The organism is Pseudoalteromonas sp. OF5H-5 (genome assembly GCF_021530695.1).
GTDB lineage: Bacteria > Pseudomonadota > Gammaproteobacteria > Enterobacterales > Alteromonadaceae > Pseudoalteromonas.
Genome location: NZ_JAKGBF010000008.1, coordinates 1 through 21,619, shown reverse-complemented (window position 1 = coordinate 21,619; position 21,619 = coordinate 1). Strand labels below are relative to the sequence as shown.

The 21,619-nt window shown below is 43.1% G+C and carries 20 protein-coding genes; 12 read left to right on the top strand and 8 right to left on the bottom strand.

Going from position 1 to position 21,619, the window contains the following annotated elements; translation table 11 throughout:
* The first annotated feature begins 4 nt into the window (after window positions 1-4).
* The 4 genes from L1271_RS12935 to L1271_RS12920 all read left to right on the top strand — a co-directional run bounded on the left by L1271_RS12935 (window position 5) and on the right by L1271_RS12920 (window position 5,108).
* On the top strand, window positions 5-466 hold the full coding sequence (locus tag L1271_RS12935) for an HPP family protein (RefSeq protein ID WP_235368018.1): 462 nt from the start codon (window positions 5-7) through the stop codon (window positions 464-466).
* A gap of 151 nt (window positions 467-617) precedes the next feature.
* The gene (locus L1271_RS12930) at window positions 618-2,591 is read left to right on the top strand and encodes a UvrD-helicase domain-containing protein (protein WP_235368017.1); all 1,974 of its coding nucleotides are present in this window, start codon (window positions 618-620) and stop codon (window positions 2,589-2,591) included.
* 86 nt (window positions 2,592-2,677) lie between these two features.
* Complete coding sequence (locus tag L1271_RS12925; RefSeq protein ID WP_235368016.1) at window positions 2,678-3,967, top strand: Glu/Leu/Phe/Val family dehydrogenase; 1,290 nt, start codon at window positions 2,678-2,680, stop codon at window positions 3,965-3,967.
* A gap of 169 nt (window positions 3,968-4,136) precedes the next feature.
* Window positions 4,137-5,108 carry an ATP-grasp domain-containing protein gene (locus tag L1271_RS12920; RefSeq protein ID WP_102056561.1) on the top strand — a complete coding sequence of 324 codons (972 nt, stop codon included), beginning with the start codon at window positions 4,137-4,139 and terminating at the stop codon, window positions 5,106-5,108.
* 32 nt (window positions 5,109-5,140) lie between these two features.
* Here L1271_RS12920 and L1271_RS12915 read toward each other — a convergent pair whose 3' ends face one another.
* On the bottom strand, window positions 5,141-7,171 hold the full coding sequence (locus L1271_RS12915; protein WP_235368015.1) for an ATP-binding protein: 2,031 nt from the start codon (window positions 7,169-7,171) through the stop codon (window positions 5,141-5,143).
* A gap of 167 nt (window positions 7,172-7,338) precedes the next feature.
* Between L1271_RS12915 and L1271_RS12910 the strand changes: the two genes are divergently transcribed.
* A complete protein-coding gene (locus tag L1271_RS12910) occupies window positions 7,339-8,496 on the top strand; it encodes an endonuclease/exonuclease/phosphatase family protein (protein WP_102056562.1) in 1,158 nt (385 codons plus the stop codon).
* A 106-nt stretch (window positions 8,497-8,602) separates the two neighbouring features.
* Entirely contained in the window at window positions 8,603-9,013 is a 411-nt protein-coding gene (locus L1271_RS12905) for a hypothetical protein (RefSeq protein WP_017218873.1), read from the top strand.
* A gap of 35 nt (window positions 9,014-9,048) precedes the next feature.
* On the opposite strand, the gene L1271_RS12900 is transcribed toward L1271_RS12905, so the two are convergent.
* A complete protein-coding gene (locus L1271_RS12900) occupies window positions 9,049-9,255 on the bottom strand; it encodes a DUF2897 family protein (protein WP_010606500.1) in 207 nt (68 codons plus the stop codon).
* 145 nt (window positions 9,256-9,400) lie between these two features.
* Here L1271_RS12900 and L1271_RS12895 point away from each other — a divergent pair, with 145 nt between their 5' ends.
* Entirely contained in the window at window positions 9,401-10,735 is a 1,335-nt protein-coding gene (locus tag L1271_RS12895; RefSeq protein ID WP_235368014.1) for an ankyrin repeat domain-containing protein, read from the top strand.
* A 94-nt stretch (window positions 10,736-10,829) separates the two neighbouring features.
* Here the strand turns inward: L1271_RS12895 and L1271_RS12890 are convergent, their stop codons facing one another.
* The 5 genes from L1271_RS12890 to L1271_RS12870 all read right to left on the bottom strand — a co-directional run bounded on the left by L1271_RS12890 (window position 10,830) and on the right by L1271_RS12870 (window position 14,410).
* Window positions 10,830-11,267, bottom strand: a complete 438-nt coding sequence (locus L1271_RS12890; RefSeq protein WP_102056565.1) for a DUF2069 domain-containing protein — start codon at window positions 11,265-11,267, stop codon at window positions 10,830-10,832.
* Complete coding sequence (gene wrbA, locus L1271_RS12885; protein ID WP_102056566.1) at window positions 11,264-11,815, bottom strand: NAD(P)H:quinone oxidoreductase; 552 nt, start codon at window positions 11,813-11,815, stop codon at window positions 11,264-11,266. Before wrbA ends, L1271_RS12890 begins: the two co-directional genes overlap by 4 nt.
* The gene (arsC, locus tag L1271_RS12880; protein WP_010606504.1) at window positions 11,815-12,162 is read right to left on the bottom strand and encodes an arsenate reductase (glutaredoxin); all 348 of its coding nucleotides are present in this window, start codon (window positions 12,160-12,162) and stop codon (window positions 11,815-11,817) included. Before arsC ends, wrbA begins: the two co-directional genes overlap by 1 nt.
* A gap of 129 nt (window positions 12,163-12,291) precedes the next feature.
* The gene (locus L1271_RS12875; RefSeq protein ID WP_102056568.1) at window positions 12,292-13,743 is read right to left on the bottom strand and encodes a beta-barrel assembly-enhancing protease; all 1,452 of its coding nucleotides are present in this window, start codon (window positions 13,741-13,743) and stop codon (window positions 12,292-12,294) included.
* 1 nt (window position 13,744) lies between these two features.
* Entirely contained in the window at window positions 13,745-14,410 is a 666-nt protein-coding gene (locus L1271_RS12870) for a hypothetical protein (RefSeq protein ID WP_010606506.1), read from the bottom strand.
* Window positions 14,411-14,475: 65 nt separating this feature from the next.
* Here L1271_RS12870 and L1271_RS12865 point away from each other — a divergent pair, with 65 nt between their 5' ends.
* Complete coding sequence (locus L1271_RS12865) at window positions 14,476-14,727, top strand: hypothetical protein (protein WP_010375515.1); 252 nt, start codon at window positions 14,476-14,478, stop codon at window positions 14,725-14,727.
* Complete coding sequence (locus L1271_RS12860) at window positions 14,720-15,787, top strand: AI-2E family transporter (RefSeq protein WP_235368013.1); 1,068 nt, start codon at window positions 14,720-14,722, stop codon at window positions 15,785-15,787. Before L1271_RS12865 ends, L1271_RS12860 begins: the two co-directional genes overlap by 8 nt.
* 49 nt (window positions 15,788-15,836) lie before the next feature.
* Here the strand turns inward: L1271_RS12860 and L1271_RS12855 are convergent, their stop codons facing one another.
* Window positions 15,837-16,874 carry a LacI family DNA-binding transcriptional regulator gene (locus L1271_RS12855; RefSeq protein ID WP_174170951.1) on the bottom strand — a complete coding sequence of 346 codons (1,038 nt, stop codon included), beginning with the start codon at window positions 16,872-16,874 and terminating at the stop codon, window positions 15,837-15,839.
* A gap of 382 nt (window positions 16,875-17,256) precedes the next feature.
* Between L1271_RS12855 and pgi the strand changes: the two genes are divergently transcribed.
* The 3 genes from pgi to pgl all read left to right on the top strand — a co-directional run bounded on the left by pgi (window position 17,257) and on the right by pgl (window position 21,368).
* On the top strand, window positions 17,257-18,903 hold the full coding sequence (gene pgi / locus L1271_RS12850; protein ID WP_235368012.1) for a glucose-6-phosphate isomerase: 1,647 nt from the start codon (window positions 17,257-17,259) through the stop codon (window positions 18,901-18,903).
* 285 nt (window positions 18,904-19,188) lie between these two features.
* Complete coding sequence (zwf, locus tag L1271_RS12845) at window positions 19,189-20,658, top strand: glucose-6-phosphate dehydrogenase (RefSeq protein WP_206471635.1); 1,470 nt, start codon at window positions 19,189-19,191, stop codon at window positions 20,656-20,658.
* The gene (pgl, locus tag L1271_RS12840; protein WP_010606511.1) at window positions 20,658-21,368 is read left to right on the top strand and encodes a 6-phosphogluconolactonase; all 711 of its coding nucleotides are present in this window, start codon (window positions 20,658-20,660) and stop codon (window positions 21,366-21,368) included. Before zwf ends, pgl begins: the two co-directional genes overlap by 1 nt.
* The last annotated feature ends 251 nt before the right edge of the window (window positions 21,369-21,619 follow it).

Here is a 21,619-nt window from a genome sequence, read left to right as displayed (position 1 = left end):
TACAATGAGAGAAATACAACTTGCTTTAATTGCTGGAGCAGGGGCGTTTATCGCAATTGCAATATTGGCGTTTAGTCAAACGATAAGTGCTGAGCATATTTTTTTAATGGCACCTTTGGGCGCGACGGCAGTGCTGGTATTTGGTGTTCCTGAAAGTCCACTTGCGCAGCCTAAAAATGTCATCTTTGGACATATCATTACCGCTACAATCGGGATTATTTTTGCGCAGTATATCGGTGTTAACGAATTCACTTTGGCATTAGCAACGGGGCTTGGCGTATTTAGTATGTTAGTAACAAAAACCACCCACCCACCGGCTGGCGCGAATCCAATACTGATCATGTTGGCACTAGAGGGATGGAGCTTTTTATTTACGCCTGTGATTATTGGCGCCGTGGTGCTCGTACTGATTGGTAAAGCAACGTTAGCGGCTAAAACAAAGCTAACTACAGTAACAGCTGCTTGATATGTTGATGTGCAGGCCTTATTCGCCTGCCTTCTCAAATATTGAGTCGCACAATTTGTTAGCTAGGTATTAGATTAGTTCGTTGAAATTAATAAAAAATAAATAGCGATGACAAAATTTCATTAAGCGCGTTTTTGGGTTTCGTGCTAGCATGGCAGCAACGGAATTACTTTGTCTGATTGACCAATTGATAGCATTACATCTCTTTAGTCGGCTGTTTTATGGGGTACGTGGTGCCAAATGTACGAAAGAAGGCCTCCACCTTAAGTCGAAATCTGCTGACAGTTTCATCCCCTTTAGCGCTATGACAGTTCCACCAGCACCTCAGCGTGGTTGGCTTGCTCAAAAAGTCCTGATCAAACAGGGTCACGAGACCTATGTGTTAAGTGTTAAAAATCAAGGTGCAGATGAGTTAGTGCAACAATTGCAACGACTGTGGATCTTACACCATGGCAAGCACTTGCAAGTCAAAATTCGTAAAATCGAGCAGTTATTAACGCGTCGATATCTCAGCCATCATAATCAAACTCTAGTACGTCATGTTTGCGGTGCCTTATGGTCCAGCTGGCAGCACCTAGATGACAATATCGTGCCAAGTTCGTTAAAGCCTCAAGTAGCAACGGTACGAGAAATTGCTGTTTGGAATGAGCGTGATATTGCTGAGTTTCAGTCTGCTTTTGTCGAACACTACTTGGCAAAAGACGCTAACTTTTTTGACAGCATTGAATCAAATCCCCTTACGCTAGCTCAGCGTAAGGCTTGTGTGATCCAGGATGACAGGCAATTACTGCTTGCTGGCGCAGGCACGGGTAAGACAAGCGTTATCAAGGCCAAAGTTGGGTATCTCTTGCATCGTAAATTAGCTCAGGCGAATGAGCTGTTGTTGCTTGCGTATGGTAATGATGCCGCGACGGAGATGCGTCAGCGCTGTCGGCCTCTCTGTAATACCTTAAATTGCTCTACCTTTCATTCGCTTGGCATGCAGATCATCGAAGCGGTTACCGGGGAAAAGCCGACAATTTCAAATCTAGCAACGGATAAAAAACTATTTAAACAATTTATTGCAGACACCGTGCAGTCGTTGCGACAAGAAAGCCACTTTGAGCGAGATTTTGCACTATTTCTGAAAAGTTCGAGCACACAGCAAGCGTCACAGGCAATAGACCTGATAAGTCAGGTATTACCATTGATAAAGCATGCTCAAATCATGGGAGAGGTTGAGCAACTGCTGACGCAATTTAGCAATCAAATGAGTGTGATAATGCCAGTTCTTGCGGAATATCAGCTGTATTTAAGCAATGAATCTAGCATTGATTTCGATGATATGCTGGAGCGGGCTATTTATTACGTAGAGTCTGGTCAGTTTATTTCACCGTGGAAGTTCATCTTGGTCGACGAATTTCAAGACATTTCCCGTGTGCGGGCAAAGCTCATTCAGGTGCTGCTAGATAAAAAAGCCGGCTCGCAATTGTTCGCCGTTGGTGATGATTGGCAGGCTATTTATCGCTTTAGTGGTGGCGATATGCGCTTAACAACCGAATTTACTCGCTATTTTGGAAAGTCGACGACCACATACTTGGATAAAACATTCCGTTATCCTCAAACCATTTTAGACACGGCGAGTGAGTTTATTTGCCGCAATCCAGAACAAATAACCAAGCATATCACTTCTCATACCACAGGCGTGGCAGGACAGGGCGTAGTGAAAGTGATGGTTGATGATGAATTGTCGCAGGCGCAACAACTGCTCAATCATATTGAGCAGCGCAACGAAGGGAAAACTTCCGTTGCCTTACTGGCAAGAAATCACAGAGCATTACCTGATAAATCAAAGATTGCGCAGTGGCGGCAGCTCTATCCAGAGCTTATTATTTCACATAACACCTTTCACGGTGCCAAAGGGTCTGAAGCAGACTTTACGATAGTATTTGGTCTCAAGCATAGAAACTTTCCGTCACAGGTAAAAACGCCAGCATTTGTCGATGCGCTTTTACCAGCACAAGGGGCATTTCCTGACGCAGAAGAGCGACGCTTATTCTATGTGGCGTTAACTAGAGCGAAGAAACAATGCTTTTTATTAGCACCAAATGATACACCTTCCTACTTTTTAGAGGAAATCGCATAATTATTAATCCCTGTTGATGGACTTGATCTTTTTGCGCCAGGCACTCATACAATTACTTGTTGAATTAAAAAATAAGCGAGGAAAGGATGAGTACGGATCTACTAAAAGACGCGTTGAAAAGATTAAACCATATAGTCGAAAAAACAGGAGTTAACGAGTCTACCTATCAAGCGTTAGCCCAGCCTCAAAGAACGCTGTCGAGCAACATTTCAATTCGTCGTGACAACGGTAAGCTTGATTATTTTAAGGCGTATCGTTGTCAATACAATGATTTGCTAGGCCCAACAAAAGGCGGAATACGCTTCCATCAAGAATCTGATATGAGTGAGGTGCAAGCTTTAGCCCTTTGGATGACACTAAAGTGTGCAGCGGTTGGCGTGCCATTTGGTGGAGGTAAAGGTGCCGTAACCGTTGATCCTAAATCACTAAGTCCCATGGAGCTTGAGCGCCTTGCTCGAGCATACATCAGAGCTAATGCTGATTTTATTGGACCCGATCAAGATATTCCTGCTCCGGATGTGTACACCAATGCTAGGATTATGGGCTGGATGATGGACGAATACGAGAAAATCGTCCGTAAAAAAAGTCCAGCCGTGATCACTGGTAAACCGCTTATTTTTGGAGGGAGTGAAGGGCGAGAGTCCGCCACGGGTCGCGGTGCATTTTTAATGATAGAGCGGCTTAGTGAAAAAAATAATTGGAATAAAGCGGAACAAACGGTAGCTATTCAAGGCTTTGGTAACGGTGGCTATCACTGTGCAAGGCTATTGCAGCAAGCGGGTTATAAAGTCGTTGCAGTAAGCGATTCAAAAGGCGGGATTTACTGTAAAGATGGCTTAGATATAGAAAGCATTTATCAAGAAAAGCAACGCAATAAGGCGCTTAAAGCCGTGTACTGTGATGATTCAGTATGTGAAAGCGTTGAACATAAAGTGCTGAGTAATGAAGAGCTGCTTGCGCTGGATGTGGACATTTTGGTGCCCGCAGCACTATCCGGCGCAATCACCCGAGATAACGCCAAAGCAGTATCAGCAAAATATATTGTCGAAATTGCCAATGGACCCATTGAGGCGGACGCCGACGAAATCTTGCATGAACAGGGCGTGATAGTTATCCCTGATATTTTAGCTAATGCCGGCGGCGTCATCGTAAGCTATTTTGAGTGGTGTCAGAATCGCCAAGGAGAGGCTTGGGACGAGCAAACTGTGCAAGATAAATTGGCGCAATATTTATCGAATGCATTTGAAGCAGCGTGGCAGCTGCGAAGTGATGAAGGGCTTGAAATGCGAGATGCCGTATACAAACTGGCATTAAAACGTATTGAGAGCGCCTTGGAAGCCCACGGGACACAATCTTACTTTGAAAATCGTGAGTAGTTTTTTAGATTGTGTCGATAAATTTATTTTGCTGTACTGTTTTCTGGTGAGTCCACATAATCGCGCTTTTGTTTGGGGGCCGGTGATACACGAACCTGCTTAGGTGTTTTCACTTAACGATTCGTGTCGACAGCGACCCTCTTATTCCGCTACTCAAGGGGCAATTCGTATGCGCGGTTGGATCATTTACAAAGACTCTGCCAGTTTGTTAAAACCTGAAATTTATGAAATAGATAGATTGATGGCGGTGGCAAAGGAAGAAGGTATTGATCTTCAAGTTTACTCACCTGATCAATTCGATCTATTGGTAACTAGAGAAGATGAAGAAAGTATTCTAATCGATGGTCAGCCGGTTGCGTTACCTGACTTTGTACTGCCGCGTATGGGTGCAGGTACGACTTACTTTACGCTTGCGATTATTCGTCACCTTGAACGTTTAGGCGTACATTGTTTTAACTCTTCGCAGTCTATCGAAACCGTAAAAGATAAGCTGTACGCGCAGCAGATCCTTGCAGAGCAAAACTTACCAACACCAAAAACCATGTTGGTTAAGTTCCCTGTAAATATTGAACTGGTAGAGAAGCAAATTGGTTTCCCAGTCGTGATTAAAACGCTGTCAGGCTCGCAGGGCAGCGGCGTATTTTTGTCTAAATCACGCGGTGAATTTGATGATTTGATGCAACTTATTGAAGCAACAAATCCAAAAGCAAATATCATTTTGCAGCGTTTTGTGAAGTCGAGTCATGGTCGAGACTTACGTGTATTGACCATTGGCGGCCGTGCTGTAGCGTGTATGGAGCGCAATTCTGGCGGTAAGAACTTTAAGGCCAACGTGAGTTTAGGTGCAAAAGGTAGCCCACACCCGATCACCCCTGAAATCGAATGGCTAGCAACACAAACTGCTAATATCCTGAATCTGGATGTCGCTGGCATCGACTTATTATTCGATGAAGAGCATTTTAAAATTTGTGAAGCAAACTCAAGTCCAGGTTTTGAGGGGCTTGAACAGGCTGTAGACATTGATGTGGCGAGAGAGATTTTACACTTTATACGCATTCGCTTAGGGATCTTTAACCGCACTGGTCAACCAAAGAAGAGCAGTAACGGTACTAAAGCGAGCAAAGAAAAAGCAGCGGAATAATAGCGCTGAGTAATAACGAAAAAGGAGCTAGGTCAAGCTCCTTTTTTGTGCGTGAAGGGCTCAAGCGCGCCTCGTAGTGCGTCGAGCTGAATAGGCTTGGACAGGAAGTTATTCATGCCAGCTTCATAACAGGCTTCCTTATCCGACTCTGAAGTATTGGCGGTCAACGCAATAATGTGCGGCCCTTGGCGTTTCTCTTTTGACAGCCTACGAATACTGCGAGTGGCTTCGAAGCCATCCATAATCGGCATGACGCAATCCATAAACACAATATCAAAGGTTTTGTCTTGGCATGATTTTACGGCTTGCTCTCCGTTATAGACTTTGTCGATGTGAGTTGCACCAAACTGATTCAGTAACTTTTCCATCACCAGTACGTTGATTTGATTATCATCTACAAGCAGGATATTACATTCTGATAAGGAAATATGCTGCTCTTCAGTCTTTTGTTCTTGTACGTCGTCGGCCTCGTCTGCAAACTCTATTGGGAAGGTAACGACAAAGGTACTTCCTTTACCCAACTCACTTTCTACCTGTACTTCGCCTTGCAACAAATTACAGAGCTCAAATACGATTGAAAGGCCAAGGCCAGTACCACCAAAATGCCGACTTACACTGGCATTGCCTTGGCTAAATGGCTGAAAAAGATGTACTTGATTGGTCTTAGCAATCCCTATGCCTGTGTCTGAGACACTTAATTGTAGAACCGGTGAAGTTTCACTTCCCAGCACGTCGGCATAAATATCGATACTACCCGTTGGTGTAAATTTGATGGCGTTACTCACGAGGTTTGCAATAATTTGTTTAACTCGCGTCGGATCTGAATAGAGCCAATTTGTACCTTTTTTATGAATGTGGAAGTTAATTGAAAGCCCTTTTTCGCGACAGGCTGGACTGTACAGGCCTACAACTTGTTCGACTAACTGATGAAGATCAAACGGAGTATTGTCTAGCTTCAGGTTATTACTATTTAGCTTACTGAAGTCTAATACGTCGTTTATTAATGTGATCAACATATCTGCACTGTTGACTGCAACGCTCAGGTTGCTCTTGATTTCTTTTATGTCGGTTTCTTTTCTGCACGCTTGAAGCATGCCGACTAAACCGTTCAGCGGGGTTCTTAATTCATGGCTGATTTTGGCGATAAATTCACTCCGGGTTTTAAGAAGTTGCTCCGCTTCTTCGCGCTTTTGCTCCAATGCAATACGCATTTTGACTTGTTCATCTATATCTTGAATGGCACCAAAAACCCGAACGCATTCGCCATTTTCATATTCACCTTGACCGTGAGAGGCGACCCACTTTTCGTTGCCGTTGGCATCAATAATAATGGATTCTATGTCCCATTTGGTTTTGGAGGTGATGGCGTCGTCTATGGCTTGTTTAATGTTTCCTTGGTGAACGCCGGGTTTATAGAAGCTGATGGCATTGTCGAGTGTTGGTGTAAAGTTATCATCAACGCCATGAATGAGTCGCGTTTGTTGGCTCCAATACACTTTGTTCTTTTTAAAATCGACTTCCCAAGAGCCAATATCAGCAAGACGGCTCATCGCTGCTAATGCTTGTGAACGGTGTTGTATCTTTTTTAACGCCTTTTGCCGAGAAATTTCAACACCAATCCATTGACCTAATAAACTCACGTAATCTAAGTGTTCTTGACTGAACGCTTGGGCTTTGGCACTAGATGCGGAAAAGTTGACGGTACCATAGCGTTTACCATCAACAATAATCGGCGCACCAATGTAGCTCTCTAGGCCAAAGTTTGCGTAGCAAGGGTGAGTGGCAATTTCGCTGATACCAGCGTGATGAAAAGACAGTGCGCTGTCAGCTTGTAAAGTGTGCCAGCAATAGGTGTTTGCCAGTTCGAAATCCGTACCTACCAACAAAGAATTATCTGGGGTGATCACATGCCTTACTGTGTATATATCAGCCTGAATTTCACTGACGATTGCAATATCAAGCTCAAACACATCGAGGCCAAGTGTCAGCAGCGCCGTCACTTTTTCTTCAAATGTGGTGTCTTGGTTTGTGGTGATGAGGTGTAATCGTTTTAAAATACTCACAAATTTCACATTGGCAGTACAAGGCAGTTAATCACTTAACTTTAACCGCTCTTTGCTAACTTGCCAACATTAAATCGTTTGAATCTGTCGAGATAATTTCCGTTTTTCAAAGGATTATGAATAAAATAGGCGACGCGGGATTTATCACAATTTTTTAAGGCAAGTCTATGAGATACGTAGGTCTACTTTTTTTATTAATGACAACGGTCGTAAATGCACAAACACTTCGTGTTGCTACCTTTAATGTCAGTATGGAAGCAACGAACTATCAACAAAAAGGGAAAGCACTGGACTCTCAAAAGCTCAGTAAACTGCTACAGAATGGTCAACATCAACAAATCAAGAATATTGCAGAAATCATTCAGCGTGTTCGCCCAGATGTGATTCTACTTAATGAATTTGATTACATCGCTGAACCAAATAAAGGTGTACGGGCATTTGTAAATAACTATCTAGCACAACCTCAAGCGGATCAGCAGCCGATATCGTATCCTTACTTTTATATTGCGCCAGTCAATACTGGATTACCAACACCGTATGATTTAGATAATGACGGCAAGCAATCTAGTTATGGCGGTGATGCCCAAGGGTTTGGTTTATATGAGGGGCAATATGGGATGGTTGTACTGTCAAAGTACCCGATTAAAAAAGAGCAGGCCCGAACTCTGCAGACCTTTCTTTGGAAAGATATGCCAGACCATAAGGTCACAACAGACCCTGTGACGAAACAGCCTTGGTATAGTGAGCAAGAGTGGAAAAATTTGAGACTAAGCTCAAAATCTCACTGGGATCTGCCAATTGAAGTGAACGGTAAATTGTTTCGCCTGTTGGCGATGCATCCAACGCCTCCAGTCTTTGATGGTGAAGAGGATAGAAATGGCAACAGAAATCACGATGAGATCCGTTTAATGGCCGATTATATCGACCCTAAACGTAGCCAGTACATTTATGATGATAATGGCGTTAAAGGTGGCCTTAAAAATGATACACGATTTGTCATTGTCGGTGATTTAAATGCTGCCGATACAGGGGATAAACATAGACCCGGTGTGATAGAGCAATTATTAGATAACCCTAGAGTGTTTTCGGACTTAGCGCCAACGAGTAGAGGCGGAAGTGAACATAGCAAGGGAAGTGCGAGTCGCAGTTATACCGCACATTGGGGGGCACGCGTAGATTACGTACTACCATCCAAGTTCGGCTTTCAAGTACTTAGCAGCGGGGTTTTCTGGCCAAGCAAAGAAGACGAATTATTCCGTTTAGTGGAAAGTCGTCATGCCAGCTCCGATCACCGTTTAGTTTGGGTGGACGTGGAAGTTAAGTGAGCTCAGTGATTGGTCAACCGTGTCGCTTACTACAAATTTAAACAATGACTAACGGAACTAAACCGAAATAACCTCTAAGCTTGCGCTTAATGAATAGGAGAGTGTGATGAAAAGAATTCTATTAAGTGTTGGTTTAGCGGTTTGGTTATCTGGGTGTGCTCATCATGATGATGTGCGTCCATCGTCTGATGGTGTGCATAATATTATGTTATTTTCCGACAGCCGTGATGCGGGTAGTAAAGAAGCATTAAAGCAGGCTAGACACTATTGCAAACAAGCTGATATGGTCGCGTATGTTGTGAATCTAGATATCATTTATAACAGCGATACGCCTGAGAGTACTTATATCACGCAAAAAGGCGTAGCTAACGCCGTTGAGGCTGCCGGTATGGCGATGTGGATTTTTGGTCGAAATAGTGTCGATGATGCAGGGGCTGCAATGACCATAGGTGGAGGAATAGCCGATGGTGCGCTCGGTAAGCCTTATGATGTGCGATTAAATTTCAAATGTGGATGAATGATTAGTCAGCACGTCTAACGTCGCAACATGCTTCAATCTTCATCCTTTTTTGGATTGTTTTGAGGCGTGTTGTTTTTGGATGTTACTTTATCTTTGTCAAAAGGTGCCGTTTGCTCGTCTATTTTCTTTTTCATTTCAAATTTGGCGGAATACTTTAACAACGCAATATTGCTCCAAATCACCCCTAACACGCCAGCAATGATCAAGACCACTTGCCATGTTTCTAATTGATTGCCCATTCTAGCTCCTCAAAAAAGCTTTATTTTTTAAATTTGTCCTGAAATAGGTGAGCATTTTAGCGCGACTGTTGATATTATTCACCACCTAGTCATTTCGCGATAATTATGCTGCATATATTTACATTCTGAGGATAATAGCGCATTCATGGAACAAGTGTTAATTTGGCCTGCTCAGTATCCCATGCTGTTAAAGGGGTTAATCGAACAAAACGGTGCTTACATTCTAGATGCCATAGAGGCATGGCCGAATTGCCAACAAATGAAAGATGAGCAGGGCGTAACGACCACTGTTCTACCTCCTTTATTTTACCTCGCTTGGTTACGACCGCTAGAGCCGTTCGAAGCCTGTTATTTTCAGCATATTGATGACTATGACGATAAACAGCGTCAATACGTTAATAGCGTAATTCAACACATTGAGGAAAATGATACTGATCAGGATGAGCTAATAAAAACACTCATTCAGCGTCTTGGCCAGTACTCTAATATTCAAGCTCAGGTGCAAGAGCAAAGCTTATCGTTTGTAGAGTTGCTCTGTGACAAACATTATGAAAAAACGCTGATATGGCTACTGGAGAAAGGGCTTAAGTTTAGCGCGAAAGAAATTGTTTCTCTGTGGTGCAACAGCTCGGAGGCAACACATGCGGCACTATTGACTCATATTGATACTTGTCTGCTTGACCGAGCAGCCACGGCTAAACTAGCAACAGATAGTTTGCTGGATGGACAGCAGACTTTTGAGCTGCTTTGCACTATGTGTGACAAAGATGAAGTAACGGGTCTTTTGGAACAAGCGCTATTGTTCCAGCTAACCCAACAACAGGTGAAGCAATCAGCGATTATCACCTTAGTCACGCAGGGCGCGACAGGAACTGCGAGAGATAGCAGTGGGCGCTCAGCGATTATGTTAGCGGTTGAAAATGGCTTTGTGAACGCGGTTGAAACCATGTTGCCGCACCATAAAGTAAATGAATTGGACGAATCGGGCAGGAACTTAATGCACTATGCGGCGGCATCGAACTCTGCAGCTATGATCGAAATGATTTTTGAACATGGTGATGACCCGACGCTTGCGGATATTCATGGCGACACCCCTTACCGTGTGGCTATGAAAAATCAGGCGCTTACTTCTAAGCAAACATTTGAGCAGCACGGTATTATCGAGCTTTCTAATGAGGCAAAGTATCAAAAAATAAAAACTGTCCATATTCTTTATGCCTTTGCTGCTATTTTGCTACCACTGCAGTTATTTTTATTCTTTACTGATGAGGTGGATGAAAAAACCATCGCAACACTTGTCACTACGGCAGCTTCTATCGCAATTTTTGTTTTTGCGAGGCGTAAACGCAGCAACCCTCTATACCCAAACAGCTCAACGCCTTGGTCACTGATCGGGGTAAATGCGTTAGCATGGCTTAGTATTGGTGTGCAGGTATTGTTTTCAGTATTGGTGTTGATAGCCGTACTATCGTTGCAGTAGCTTACAGTGACGAACTAAGCTGACGGATTGATGCTAAAAAGCGCAGTTACTTCATTGAAGACTGCGCTTTTTTAATGGAGTTATGCGAGCGAGATTATGGCTCTTTATGCTCGTGCGCTGCCTTTTCGTCAGCAAGGTCTTCTTTTAACTTGCGGATCTTCAACCCTAACTCTTGGCCTCTGTGTCTTGCATAGTAAGTGCAACCAATAAACATGGACGTTGCAAAGCCAATCTCAAGCAGGACTAACAATAGCTCGTCTGGAGATGTCCACAAAAGGGTAAAGCCGTGGATAAAATAAAACATTACGACAAAGTTTGCCCACGCATAAGTGTATGGCTTATCTTGTAAAATACCTTTAAGCGGGAGTAATAAAGGTAAAACGTACACCACAAAGACAAAGCCCAAGCTGTAACCTTCTCTTGGTGCAAGCACAAAGAGCCACAGTGGCATCAGGATCAAAAGACCAAAATACCCGACTAGCGCAAAGCGTTGAAAGCGTCTAGTGATGGGCTTTTTTGCAATTTCATTCATGTTAACTTTTCCGCGACGCGTAGCAGTCGACTCGCTGCTGCACGACAAATTTTGATTTCTGTTTGAGTGAGTGAAACATTGTTTTGGCTGCCCGCAACATGTGTTGCACCGTAAGGCGTTCCGCCCATTTCGGTCGCCAAAAGCTCTGGAACATCATAGGGGATACCTAACAACATCATGCCGTGGTGTAATAACGGTAAGGAGAGGTTGAGTAGGGTAGCCTCGTTGCCACCGTGCATACTGCTTGAAGACGAAAATACGCAGGCTGGTTTATCGATGAGCGTGCCTTTAAGCCACAAATCGCTGGTGGTTTCCCAAAACGCTTTCGCTTGGGCTGCCATCATGCCAAAGCGTGTTGGAGTACCGAACGCTAACCCGTCGCATGCTACTAAGTCTTGCTTTGTTACGATCACATCATGGTCTTGGCGCTTCTCAAATACGCGCACTATGGCTTCACCACCTTGTGACACTATGGTGTCTGCAAATTCGTGCGCCATATTTGCCACAGAGCCATGACTGGAGTGGTATAAAATAAGAATTTTACTCATTACAGGATATTAAGCACCGACTCTGGAGGCCTGCCAATCGCCGCCTTATCACCTTTAACAACGATAGGACGCTCAATCAGTTTAGGGTTTTCAAGCATGGCAGTGCGCAGTGTCGCTTCATCCGACTCTTTCGATAGTCCAAGCTCTTTGTAGAGCGTTTCTTTGCTACGTACAAGCTGATGAGCAGAACTAAATCCAAGTTTAGAAAGTAAATTAGCCAAAGTGTCACTATCGATTGGCGTCTTTAGGTATTCAATAACGGTAGGATTAACGCCATTGGACTCTAGTAAAGCTAGGGTTTCACGTGATTTTGAACAACGCGGGTTGTGATAGATTTCTACTGACATGATTTCGCTCTATTTTGCTCTAAGTCGTAATGTAAGCGGATCATAGCTTAATGTAGAGATGACGAAAAGCGATGTGCGAGAAAATTGGCTTAAATACGTTTTTACTATTGCTGTAAGAAATCGCTAAGCCTACAGCTTAGCGATTTCTTTTTGCATATTACGGTATTGGCTAAGTAGTGCTTTTAATCTGGTACGCTTGATATCTTCGTTATCTTCGACATGATTGAGTGCACGCTGGACTTCGTCTGCTGCTTTATTAAATGCACCATACTGGGCATAGACACTCGCTTTTGACTCATGGTAAGCCGCCTTGTTTTCTTGGGCTTCGTAGGCTTGTGTGAGTAAATCACGGGCGAGAATATGATCCGGTTTCTCAAGCAAAAAGATCTTAAGCAATTGCTCGGCAACTTCATACTGTTTTGCTTTTATTGCGGCATTGGCATAGTTTAGCGTGATAACTTGGTTATTGGGTCTGAGTTGATGTTGAGCTTGAAGCATCTCAACCGCTTTGCCAGAATGCTCTGTCGCAATTAAATAATCGGTATACACATCAAGATAAAACAGGTTATTCGGATCTTTTTCTAACAACTCATCCAATAGTTTGCCAGCTTCCTCGTATTTTTTTTGATCGAGTAACGTAATTGCTAATCCGTATTGTAGCGGGCGCTTGTCGAGTTCTGCTGAGCGCTTTAAAGAGTTTCTGAAAAAGGCTTCACCAGCATCTTCTGAATAATAGTATCGTGCAAGCACACGGCTTTTAGCTAACGCGTAGGAAAGGCTTGAGGGATAATGCTTTTTCTCGAATTGTTGTGCCCTAAGCCTAACGTCCGATACTCGACTGTCAGGTAACGGGTGCGTAAGCAAAAATGCAGGGGGCTTATTTTTAAAACGAATTTGATCCGAGAGCTTAGTTAAAAATTCACTGGCCGCATAGGGGTCAAAGCCTGCTTTATGTAGTGTATTCATACCAAATCGGTCGGCTTCTTGCTCGGCTTTTCGGCTATGCGTTAGTTGGTTCAATGAAGACTGGGTCTGGCTTGCGGATAAAATGGCGATACCCGCATCTGGGGCAACAACGGTTGCCAAAATACCAGTAATAAGCCCCGCTATGGTCAAGGCGCTGTTGTCTTTTGCGTTTTGTACGCGGCGTGCTAAATGACGTTGGGTAACGTGCGCAATTTCGTGGCCAATAACGGATGCTAATTGACTCTCATTATCGGATTGCGCAATGAGTCCCGTATGTACACCAACGTGGCCTCCATAAAAAGCGAAGGCATTAATATCTTTGTTATTTATCCAAAAAAAGGTAAATGGAAAGCGTACATCATTAGCATTGGCGACGAGGCGATTGCCTAGGCTGGTTAAGTACTCTTCAAGTACCGGATCGCCAACCACTGGGGAGCGCGAGCGCAGCTGCATCATCATGACTTCGCCGATCGCTTGTTCTTTTTCAATAGGTAGTACTTGGAGAGCTGAAGTGCCTAAATCTGGTAGTTTCAGTTCTGTTTGTGCAATAGCGCTGCTTGATGCAGCGAGCGCAAATGTTAAAACGATTGAATTTAATAGGGGTTTTAACCGCATTTTAATCCCTTTTAAGGTCTTCTCCGAGCATGATCCTAGCTAAGTCGACTTCATCATTGCATGCTCGAGCATCTTTTTCACAAAGTTGGTAAAAATCTTTTATTGAGACCCCAGCAACACTAGTGATGTTCAATTCTTTTTGCAAAAACGTCACTGTCATATGCAGCACTTTGTGCGCATGAAGTATCAGAGCTTTGTCAGCTATATCACCGCGTTCAAAGTAAAACGCAATGAATTTATGGAGCTGGTTGATGCGCAGTAAGTTTTTCATCGTATGCGGATCCCATACTCGAAACTCCAAAAAACGATTGTCTTTAACATAGGCATCAATCTTGGTGCCTTTGGCTATTGGGTAAGCCCAAAGCTCAAAACCTCTGTCAGTAAATGCTTGATGTAACGCGATTTGAGGTTTATTGTCACAGTGAATTATGCCACTGTCATCTTCATAACCACCTAATAGTTCTATATTCCAATTTCGCTTATCTAGCAAACGCTTTACCGCATTGTCAAAGCCGTGATGGAGCAGACCTTCACATTCACTTACCGCTGAGGCGACAAGGTGATAAAAAGGCGGAAGTTCTCCCCAATTAATTTGCTTTTTGTACCAATTTATTTCTTTTAGTGTTGGATTGGCTGGCAATCGGGCCTTATTATTAACGCCTGGCATTAAGATTCCCAAAAAGTAGAGTATGCTATTAAGAATAAACCATCAACGCCTTGAGGGCTACCGCATTGAGTGATTTGTGTGGAGACAAGACGACAAAATTTGTACATGATCTACGAGAATTTACCTGTCCTGCATTATTTGTTCAGTTTAAGTGGCGGTTAAAGCGCCATGACTATACTCTAGGCAAACTAAAATTGCTGATGAGTCAGGATCAGAGCTTGTTAGATATCAAAAAGTATTTGGATGGTAACTCGGTGAGTTACCAAATTATTGAAATTGAAAGCGGTGAAGTGTGTTTGGAGATCATGGATGTTTGAGTTAGTAAAAGCGTGGTACATCAAAAAGTTTTCAGATCCACATTCCGTCACGCTATTGTTGATGCTAGTTGCCACAGTTGCTTTGCTGTACTTTTTTGGCAGTTATGTCATGCCGGTACTGGTCGCAATTGTGATCGCCTATTTACTTGAATGGCCAGTGAATAAGCTCACCCGAGTGACTGGCAGTAGGATGTTATCAGCAGTAGTCGTAATGGCGGTATTTGTGGGCGTCGCTTTGGGGCTGGTATTTGGTATCGTTCCTGTTCTGTGGCAACAGTTAAGTAACTTGCTCCAAGAAAGTCCAACCATGGTAGAAGAGGGTAAGGACTTCCTTTTACATTTACCTGAATACTACCCGACGCTGATCTCTACAACTCAGGTACAGGCAATTGTGAGCTCTGTGGAAAGTAAATTGCTAGAGCTTGGCGAAGTTATTGTCTCAGCCTCATTAACCTCATTAAAAGACGTTGTCGCATGGATGATTTATTTGGTCTTAGTGCCACTGCTTGCTTTTTTCATGTTGAAAGACAAGTCAGAGCTTACATCTGGAATTTCAAAAATTATACCCAAGGACAGAAAGCTCATTTCACAAGTGTGGCACGAGATGGACCAACAAATCATGAATTATATTCGTGGTAAAGTTTTTGAGATTGTCATCGTTGGTGTAGTGAGCTTTGTGACCTTTTCTATTTTGGATTTACGCTATGCCGCATTACTGGGGACATTGGTTGGACTTTCTGTACTTATCCCATTTATTGGTGCTGCACTCGTTACCTTACCCGTTGCCGCAGTAGCTTTGTTTCAATTTGGTCTAGCGCCAGAATTTTGGACCATTCTCATCGCGTACGGCATTATTCAAGCATTAGATGGTAATGTTTTAGTGCCGTTATTGTTTTCAGAAGCTGTGGATCTTAACCCTGTTTATATTATTGTTGCAGTATTATTTTTTGGTGGTTTATGGGGGTTTTGGGGGGTATTCTTTGCTATTCCACTTGCATCTCTGGTCAAGGCGCTGATCAATGCATGGTCGAGTAAGAGTGAAGAACTATTGGTGAAATAGTGAAGTTTTTTGATGTTAGTCGGCTCATGAGCCGACTATAAATAAGTAGTTATTGTGTGACTCTACCCGTGCTTTCACGAACCACCATGCTCGGTGTGAACACATGTGAGACTTCTTTATCATTTTTTCGATGTCCACGTGTTTTAGAAAACAATAGACGCGCAGCATGTTCAGAAATAATGTTGTTAGCCTGATGTGCAGTCGTAAGCTTTGGCCAAGTTTGACGGGAGAATGGAGAGTCCTCAAAGCCACTGATAGACAATTGACCCGGGATCTCTATATTCATCAGCCGCGCAGCAAATAAAGCCCCAGCTGCAACCTCATCGTTACCACCTAAAATCGCAGTGATTTGGTTTGGATTGCCATCGGCCAGCAGTGCTTTAGCGCCTTTTACTCCAGATTCAAATGAGTACGTGCCGTGATAGAGCAGTGTATCATCTTGTTTTATATCGTGTGCTTTTAGGGCATCTCGATATCCAGCTAGTCGCTCTGCAGTTGATTTATGCTCTTCATCACCAAGTACAAAAGCAATTTTTTTATGCCCAAGTTGGATCAGATGCTCGGTAATTTCATAGGCAGCAGCGTAGTCGTCAACAAAGATACAGTTATTTGCGCTACTTTCCGCTTCTTGCGCTCGGCCTGAAAGTAGACGCACGTAATGAATGCCCAGCTCATCTAGCATATCAATAATGGCTTGTTGCTCGGATAGAGGAGGAGTCAAGACTAAACCTGCAAGACGTGAGCGTTTGATCATAGTGACGAATTCTTCGGCCATATTTTCCGAATTGGATTCACAGGGGTGGATGACGAGCTCATACCCTTCATCTCTACAGCGAGATAACACCCCGTTTTGCATATCAATGACATAATACGCATTGGGATTGTCGTAGACCAAGCCAATTGCAAATGAAGAAGTACCAGCTAAGTTTCTTGCAGCAATATTAGGCTGATAATTAAGCTCTTTGACAGCCTGCATTACTTGATCGTAGGTTTTTTTTCTAACCGAAGGTTCTTTATTGATTACCCGCGATACGGTTTTCATAGATACGCCAGCTAGCTTGGCAACATCATTAATAGTGACTTTCATGTAGTTGTTCTTCTATTTACAGGTCTGTATCGATCATTATTAAGCACAGAGGAATAGTAGCGCTTTATGTATGCAGAAGCTAGCGCCCAATTTCTGTGATATTTAGCCGCTAAGGCGACCATCGGCTTAATAAAAGGATCATCTGTTTTTCTTAGTCTATCTAATAAGTACAGAATTTAGCACTACAATTCGCAGAAATAAATGAATGATACCGGTGTCAAAAATTTTATTTTAGGTTATTATTCGCAATGTAAAATTGAAAAGAAGCAATTTGACAGCGTTGTCATTTTGACATAATGTGCTTGTTTAATAATGTTTCTTTGTTGTTACTACCTGAAAAGTAAGGTAACTAACAATCACTTACGTCTTAGGGGAATATGTAATGGGTGGTCGTGTAGATTTGGATAGTTGGCAAAAGCTCAGTAGTTCTGCGCAGCGAGTAGAGCAGCAGCATTTAAAAACGATGTTTGCAAACGATGCACAAAGATTTGAAAAGTTCTCTCGTCAAATCCCTGGTGTGTTGTTCGACTTTTCCAAGCAACGCATTGACGACCAAACATTCTCTGAGATGATGCAGCTCGCAAAAGAGAGTGATATTGCGCTTTGGCGAGAAAAGATGTTCTCAGGTGAAAAAATAAATATCACTGAGGACCGAGCGGTTTTACATACAGCACTGCGTAACCGAGCTAATACACCTATTTATGTGAATGGTGTAAACGTTACTGAACAAGTCAATGCAGAATTAGAAAAACTACAAGCATTTAGTAACCGAGTTCGTTCAGGTGAGTGGCAAGGGTATACAGGCAAAGCTGTAAAAGATGTGGTTGCGATTGGCGTTGGTGGATCTAACTTAGGTCCGCAAATGGTAACTGATGCGCTTGCTACGTATGCAGATGACACGCTAAACGTGCATTATGTCTCGAATGTTGACGGTGTACAGATTGCTTCAGTACTAAAAGGTTTAGACGCAGAAACAACCCTATTTGTCGTGTCATCAAAAACCTTCACAACCTCTGAAACCATGACCAATGCAAAGACTGCCGTTGAGTGGTTTTTGAATGCTGCAAATGATAGAGCGGCAATCGCCAAGCATTTTGTTGCGGTGAGCACCAACCTTGAGAAGACCAGAGCGTTTGGTATTAGCGATGACAACGTGTTTACGATGTGGGACTGGGTTGGCGGTCGTTTCTCGCTTTGGAGCGCGATAGGATTACCAATCGCACTTTATTTAGGCTTCGATAAGTTTGTCGAAGTACTTGAAGGTGCGTTTGAAATTGATGAGCACTTTAAAACGGCAAACAACGAAGACAATATTCCACTGTTGATGGCGTTACTCAGTGTTTGGAATACCAGCTTCTTGGGGTATCAAGCACAAGCGATTTTGCCTTATGATCAGGCGCTTCATATGCTGCCTGCGTATTTACAACAAGGTGAAATGGAAAGTAATGGTAAGCATGTTACTTTTGCAGGAGAGCAGGTAAACTATACGACTGTGCCAATTATTTGGGGCATGACAGGGATAAATGGCCAACACGCTTTTTATCAGTGTTTGCACCAAGGTAATGTGATTGTACCGGCTGATTTTATCGCTTCAATTGAGCCGCAAAACAAGGTAGGCCAGCATCACGATATTTTACTGTCTAACTTCTTCGCGCAAACGGAAGCGATGATGGCGGGTGTAGATGCACGGCAGGTTCGTGACGATTTAACGGCGAAAGGTAAGTCGGATGCGGAAATTGATAAGTTGATCCCGCATAAAATACACCAAGGTAACCGTCCAACCTCTTCATTTATTCTAGATAAGGTAGATGCAAAAGCTGTGGGCCGACTAATTGCCTTGTATGAACACAAAATTTTCTGCCAAGGCATCATTTTGGATGTGTGCTCATTTGACCAGTGGGGTGTTGAGCTTGGTAAAGGGCTGGCTTCAAATATTGAAGCCGAGCTAACGCAAGAAGGCGTTACTAACCCGCATGATAGCTCAACGGCGGGTCTAATCGCTTATTACAAGCAAAAGAGAACAAATTAATACTTCGAGTGGAACTGGAAGTAAACAAAATACCTTTGAACGGGTAGCGCTGGAGTGCTTAGAACCTGTATTTTTGTGAGAGGAAATACAGGTTTCTAAGACTCATTTATACCAACTTACTTAATCCCTCAAATTGAGCAGGTATTAAGTCGAATTGATATTACTAGTGCATTGCAATCGAAATCATCACCCGTTACACAATGAGTTTGGTAGGCTTTGGAGTGGCTCCAAATCGAATAAACACTGCGTGCTTGTAGTGCACGCCTAACCTAATGAGAGTGAATTATGCTTAATCCTTTTGACATCGTAATTTTTGGTGGGGGAGGCGATTTAGCACTTCGCAAACTCCTACCTGCCTTGTATCGTGCATATCAAGAAGGTAACTTACCTGAAGGCACTCGCATCTTACCGACCGTTCGTGAACAAAACAAACAACAAGAATTTATCGAAACGGCACATATCGCATTACAAACTCACCTTGGCAAAGGCGAATACAACAAGAAAGATTGGTCCGCATTTGAACAGTTTTTAGTGCCTGTGGTAGTCAACGTTACAGAAGAAGATGAACACTGGGATAAGCTGAAGAATATTTTAGCTGATGGGGAAGATAAGTCTCGTGTGTTCTACTTGTCACTTCCTCCAGCGGTTTATGGCCGTTGTTGTGAGTTATTGTCAATTAAAGGGCTAATCACAGAGCAATCACGTGTAGTTGTTGAAAAGCCTATTGGTTACTGCGGTAAATCTGCAGAAGAAATTAATGCCAAAATCGGTGAGTTCTTCTCGGAAGAGCAAGTATTCCGTATCGATCATTACTTAGGTAAAGAAACGGTTCAAAACCTGATGGCGCTTAGGTTCTCAAACGCACTGTTCGAGAATTTATGGGATGCTAAAGCCATAGATAATATTCAGATCAGTATCTCTGAAACGGTAGGTCTTGAAAGCCGAGCTGGCTTCTACGACAAAGCGGGCGCGCTTCGTGATATGGTGCAAAATCACTTATTGCAACTACTTTGCTTGGTTGCGATGGAGTCACCACATAAACTTAATGCCAACAGTATTCGCACTGAAAAGCTTAAAGTATTAGAAGCGCTTAGACCGCTAATTGACTCAGATGTAGATAATAATGTTGTGCGTGGTCAATATGTACCAGGCGACCTTGAAGGTAAGCTGGTACCTGGTTACCTAGAAGAGCTGGGCGAAGGGTCGAGTAAAACAGAAACATTTGTTGCTATTCGTGCTCACATTGATAACTGGCGTTGGTCTGGTGTGCCTTTCTATTTAAGAACAGGCAAGCGTATGAAAAAGCGTTGTGCTGAAATTGTGGTTGAGTACAAGCCTGTTTCTCATAACGTCTATGGTGATGCGGCGGGTCCAATTCAGCCAAACCGCTTGGTGATAAGATTACAGCCTGAAGAAAGTATTCAATTAACGCTAATGTCTAAGCGTCTAGATAACCTTGAAATGCAACTAGAGCCAGTGACGCTAAATATCTCATTGAGTGAAAAGTATAACAATGGCTATCATTCAGATGCATATAAGCGCTTAATGCTCGACGCAGCTGCAAATAACCCAGCTTTATTTATTCACCGTGACGAAGTACGCCAAGCGTGGCAGTGGGTTGATCCAATCATTGAGCGTTGGCAGAGTAAAGGGACTCCGTCACTTTATCGTGCTGGCTCTTGGGGTCCAGAAGATGCCGATGAACTGCTTGAAGAAAACAAACATGTTTGGTTCAATGCGGGAGAGCAAGCGTAATGGCACAGTTAACAGAAAGAAACTTCAACTCGAAAGACGAAATGACAGCAGCGCTTGCAGAGCTACTTCAAACTGGGCTCAGTCAAGGTATTGAGCAAGACGGTGAAGCGGTGTTGCTAGTGTCTGGTGGTTCATCACCGGCTCCAGCGTATCGTTACCTTTCTGGTGTTGAGCTTGGCTGGGACAAAATTACGGTTGCTATGGTTGATGAACGTTGGGTCGAACCGGATCACGAAAAGTCTAACGAAGCATTTATTAAGTCGACATTACTGAAAGACAAAGCGGCAAATGCTCGATTTGTGACAATGAAGAATGCAGCAGTGTCAGCACTAGAAGGCGCTGATCTATGTGAGTCTGCTTATGCAGCGTTGAAAAAGCCGTTTGATGTAACCATTTTAGGAATGGGGCCGGATGGTCATACCGCCAGTTTATTCCCAAGTGCAAATGGCCTAGAACACGCATTAACGACCACAAACACTGTGTGCGCAATTAATGCTCATCAAAGCGAAGTGACAGGTGAGATCACCGAGCGCATGAGTTTGTCTTTGGCAGGAATAGCTAATTCTAAGGCGGCTGTTTTATTGATCTCTGGTGATGAAAAAAAAGCGGTGTATGAAGCGGCAAAACAACCCGGCTCAGAGTATGAAGTACCACTGCGTGCTGTATTAAATCATCCTGATATTAATTTGACCGTATTCTGGTGCCCGTAACCTAAGATCATAGGTACTAGAAATAGTAGAAGGTAAGGTTGGCGTGGTAGCTGGCCTTACCTAGATTATTTGAGTCAACTGATTGAATACCTCTGGACATTAAGCTCGAAGCGACAATACTTCTTACTTCTTACTTCTTACTTCTTACTTCTTACTTCTTACTTCTTACTTCTTACTTCTTACTTCTTACTTCTTACTTCTTACTTCTTACTTCTTACTTCTTACTTCTTACTTCTTACTTCTTACTTCTT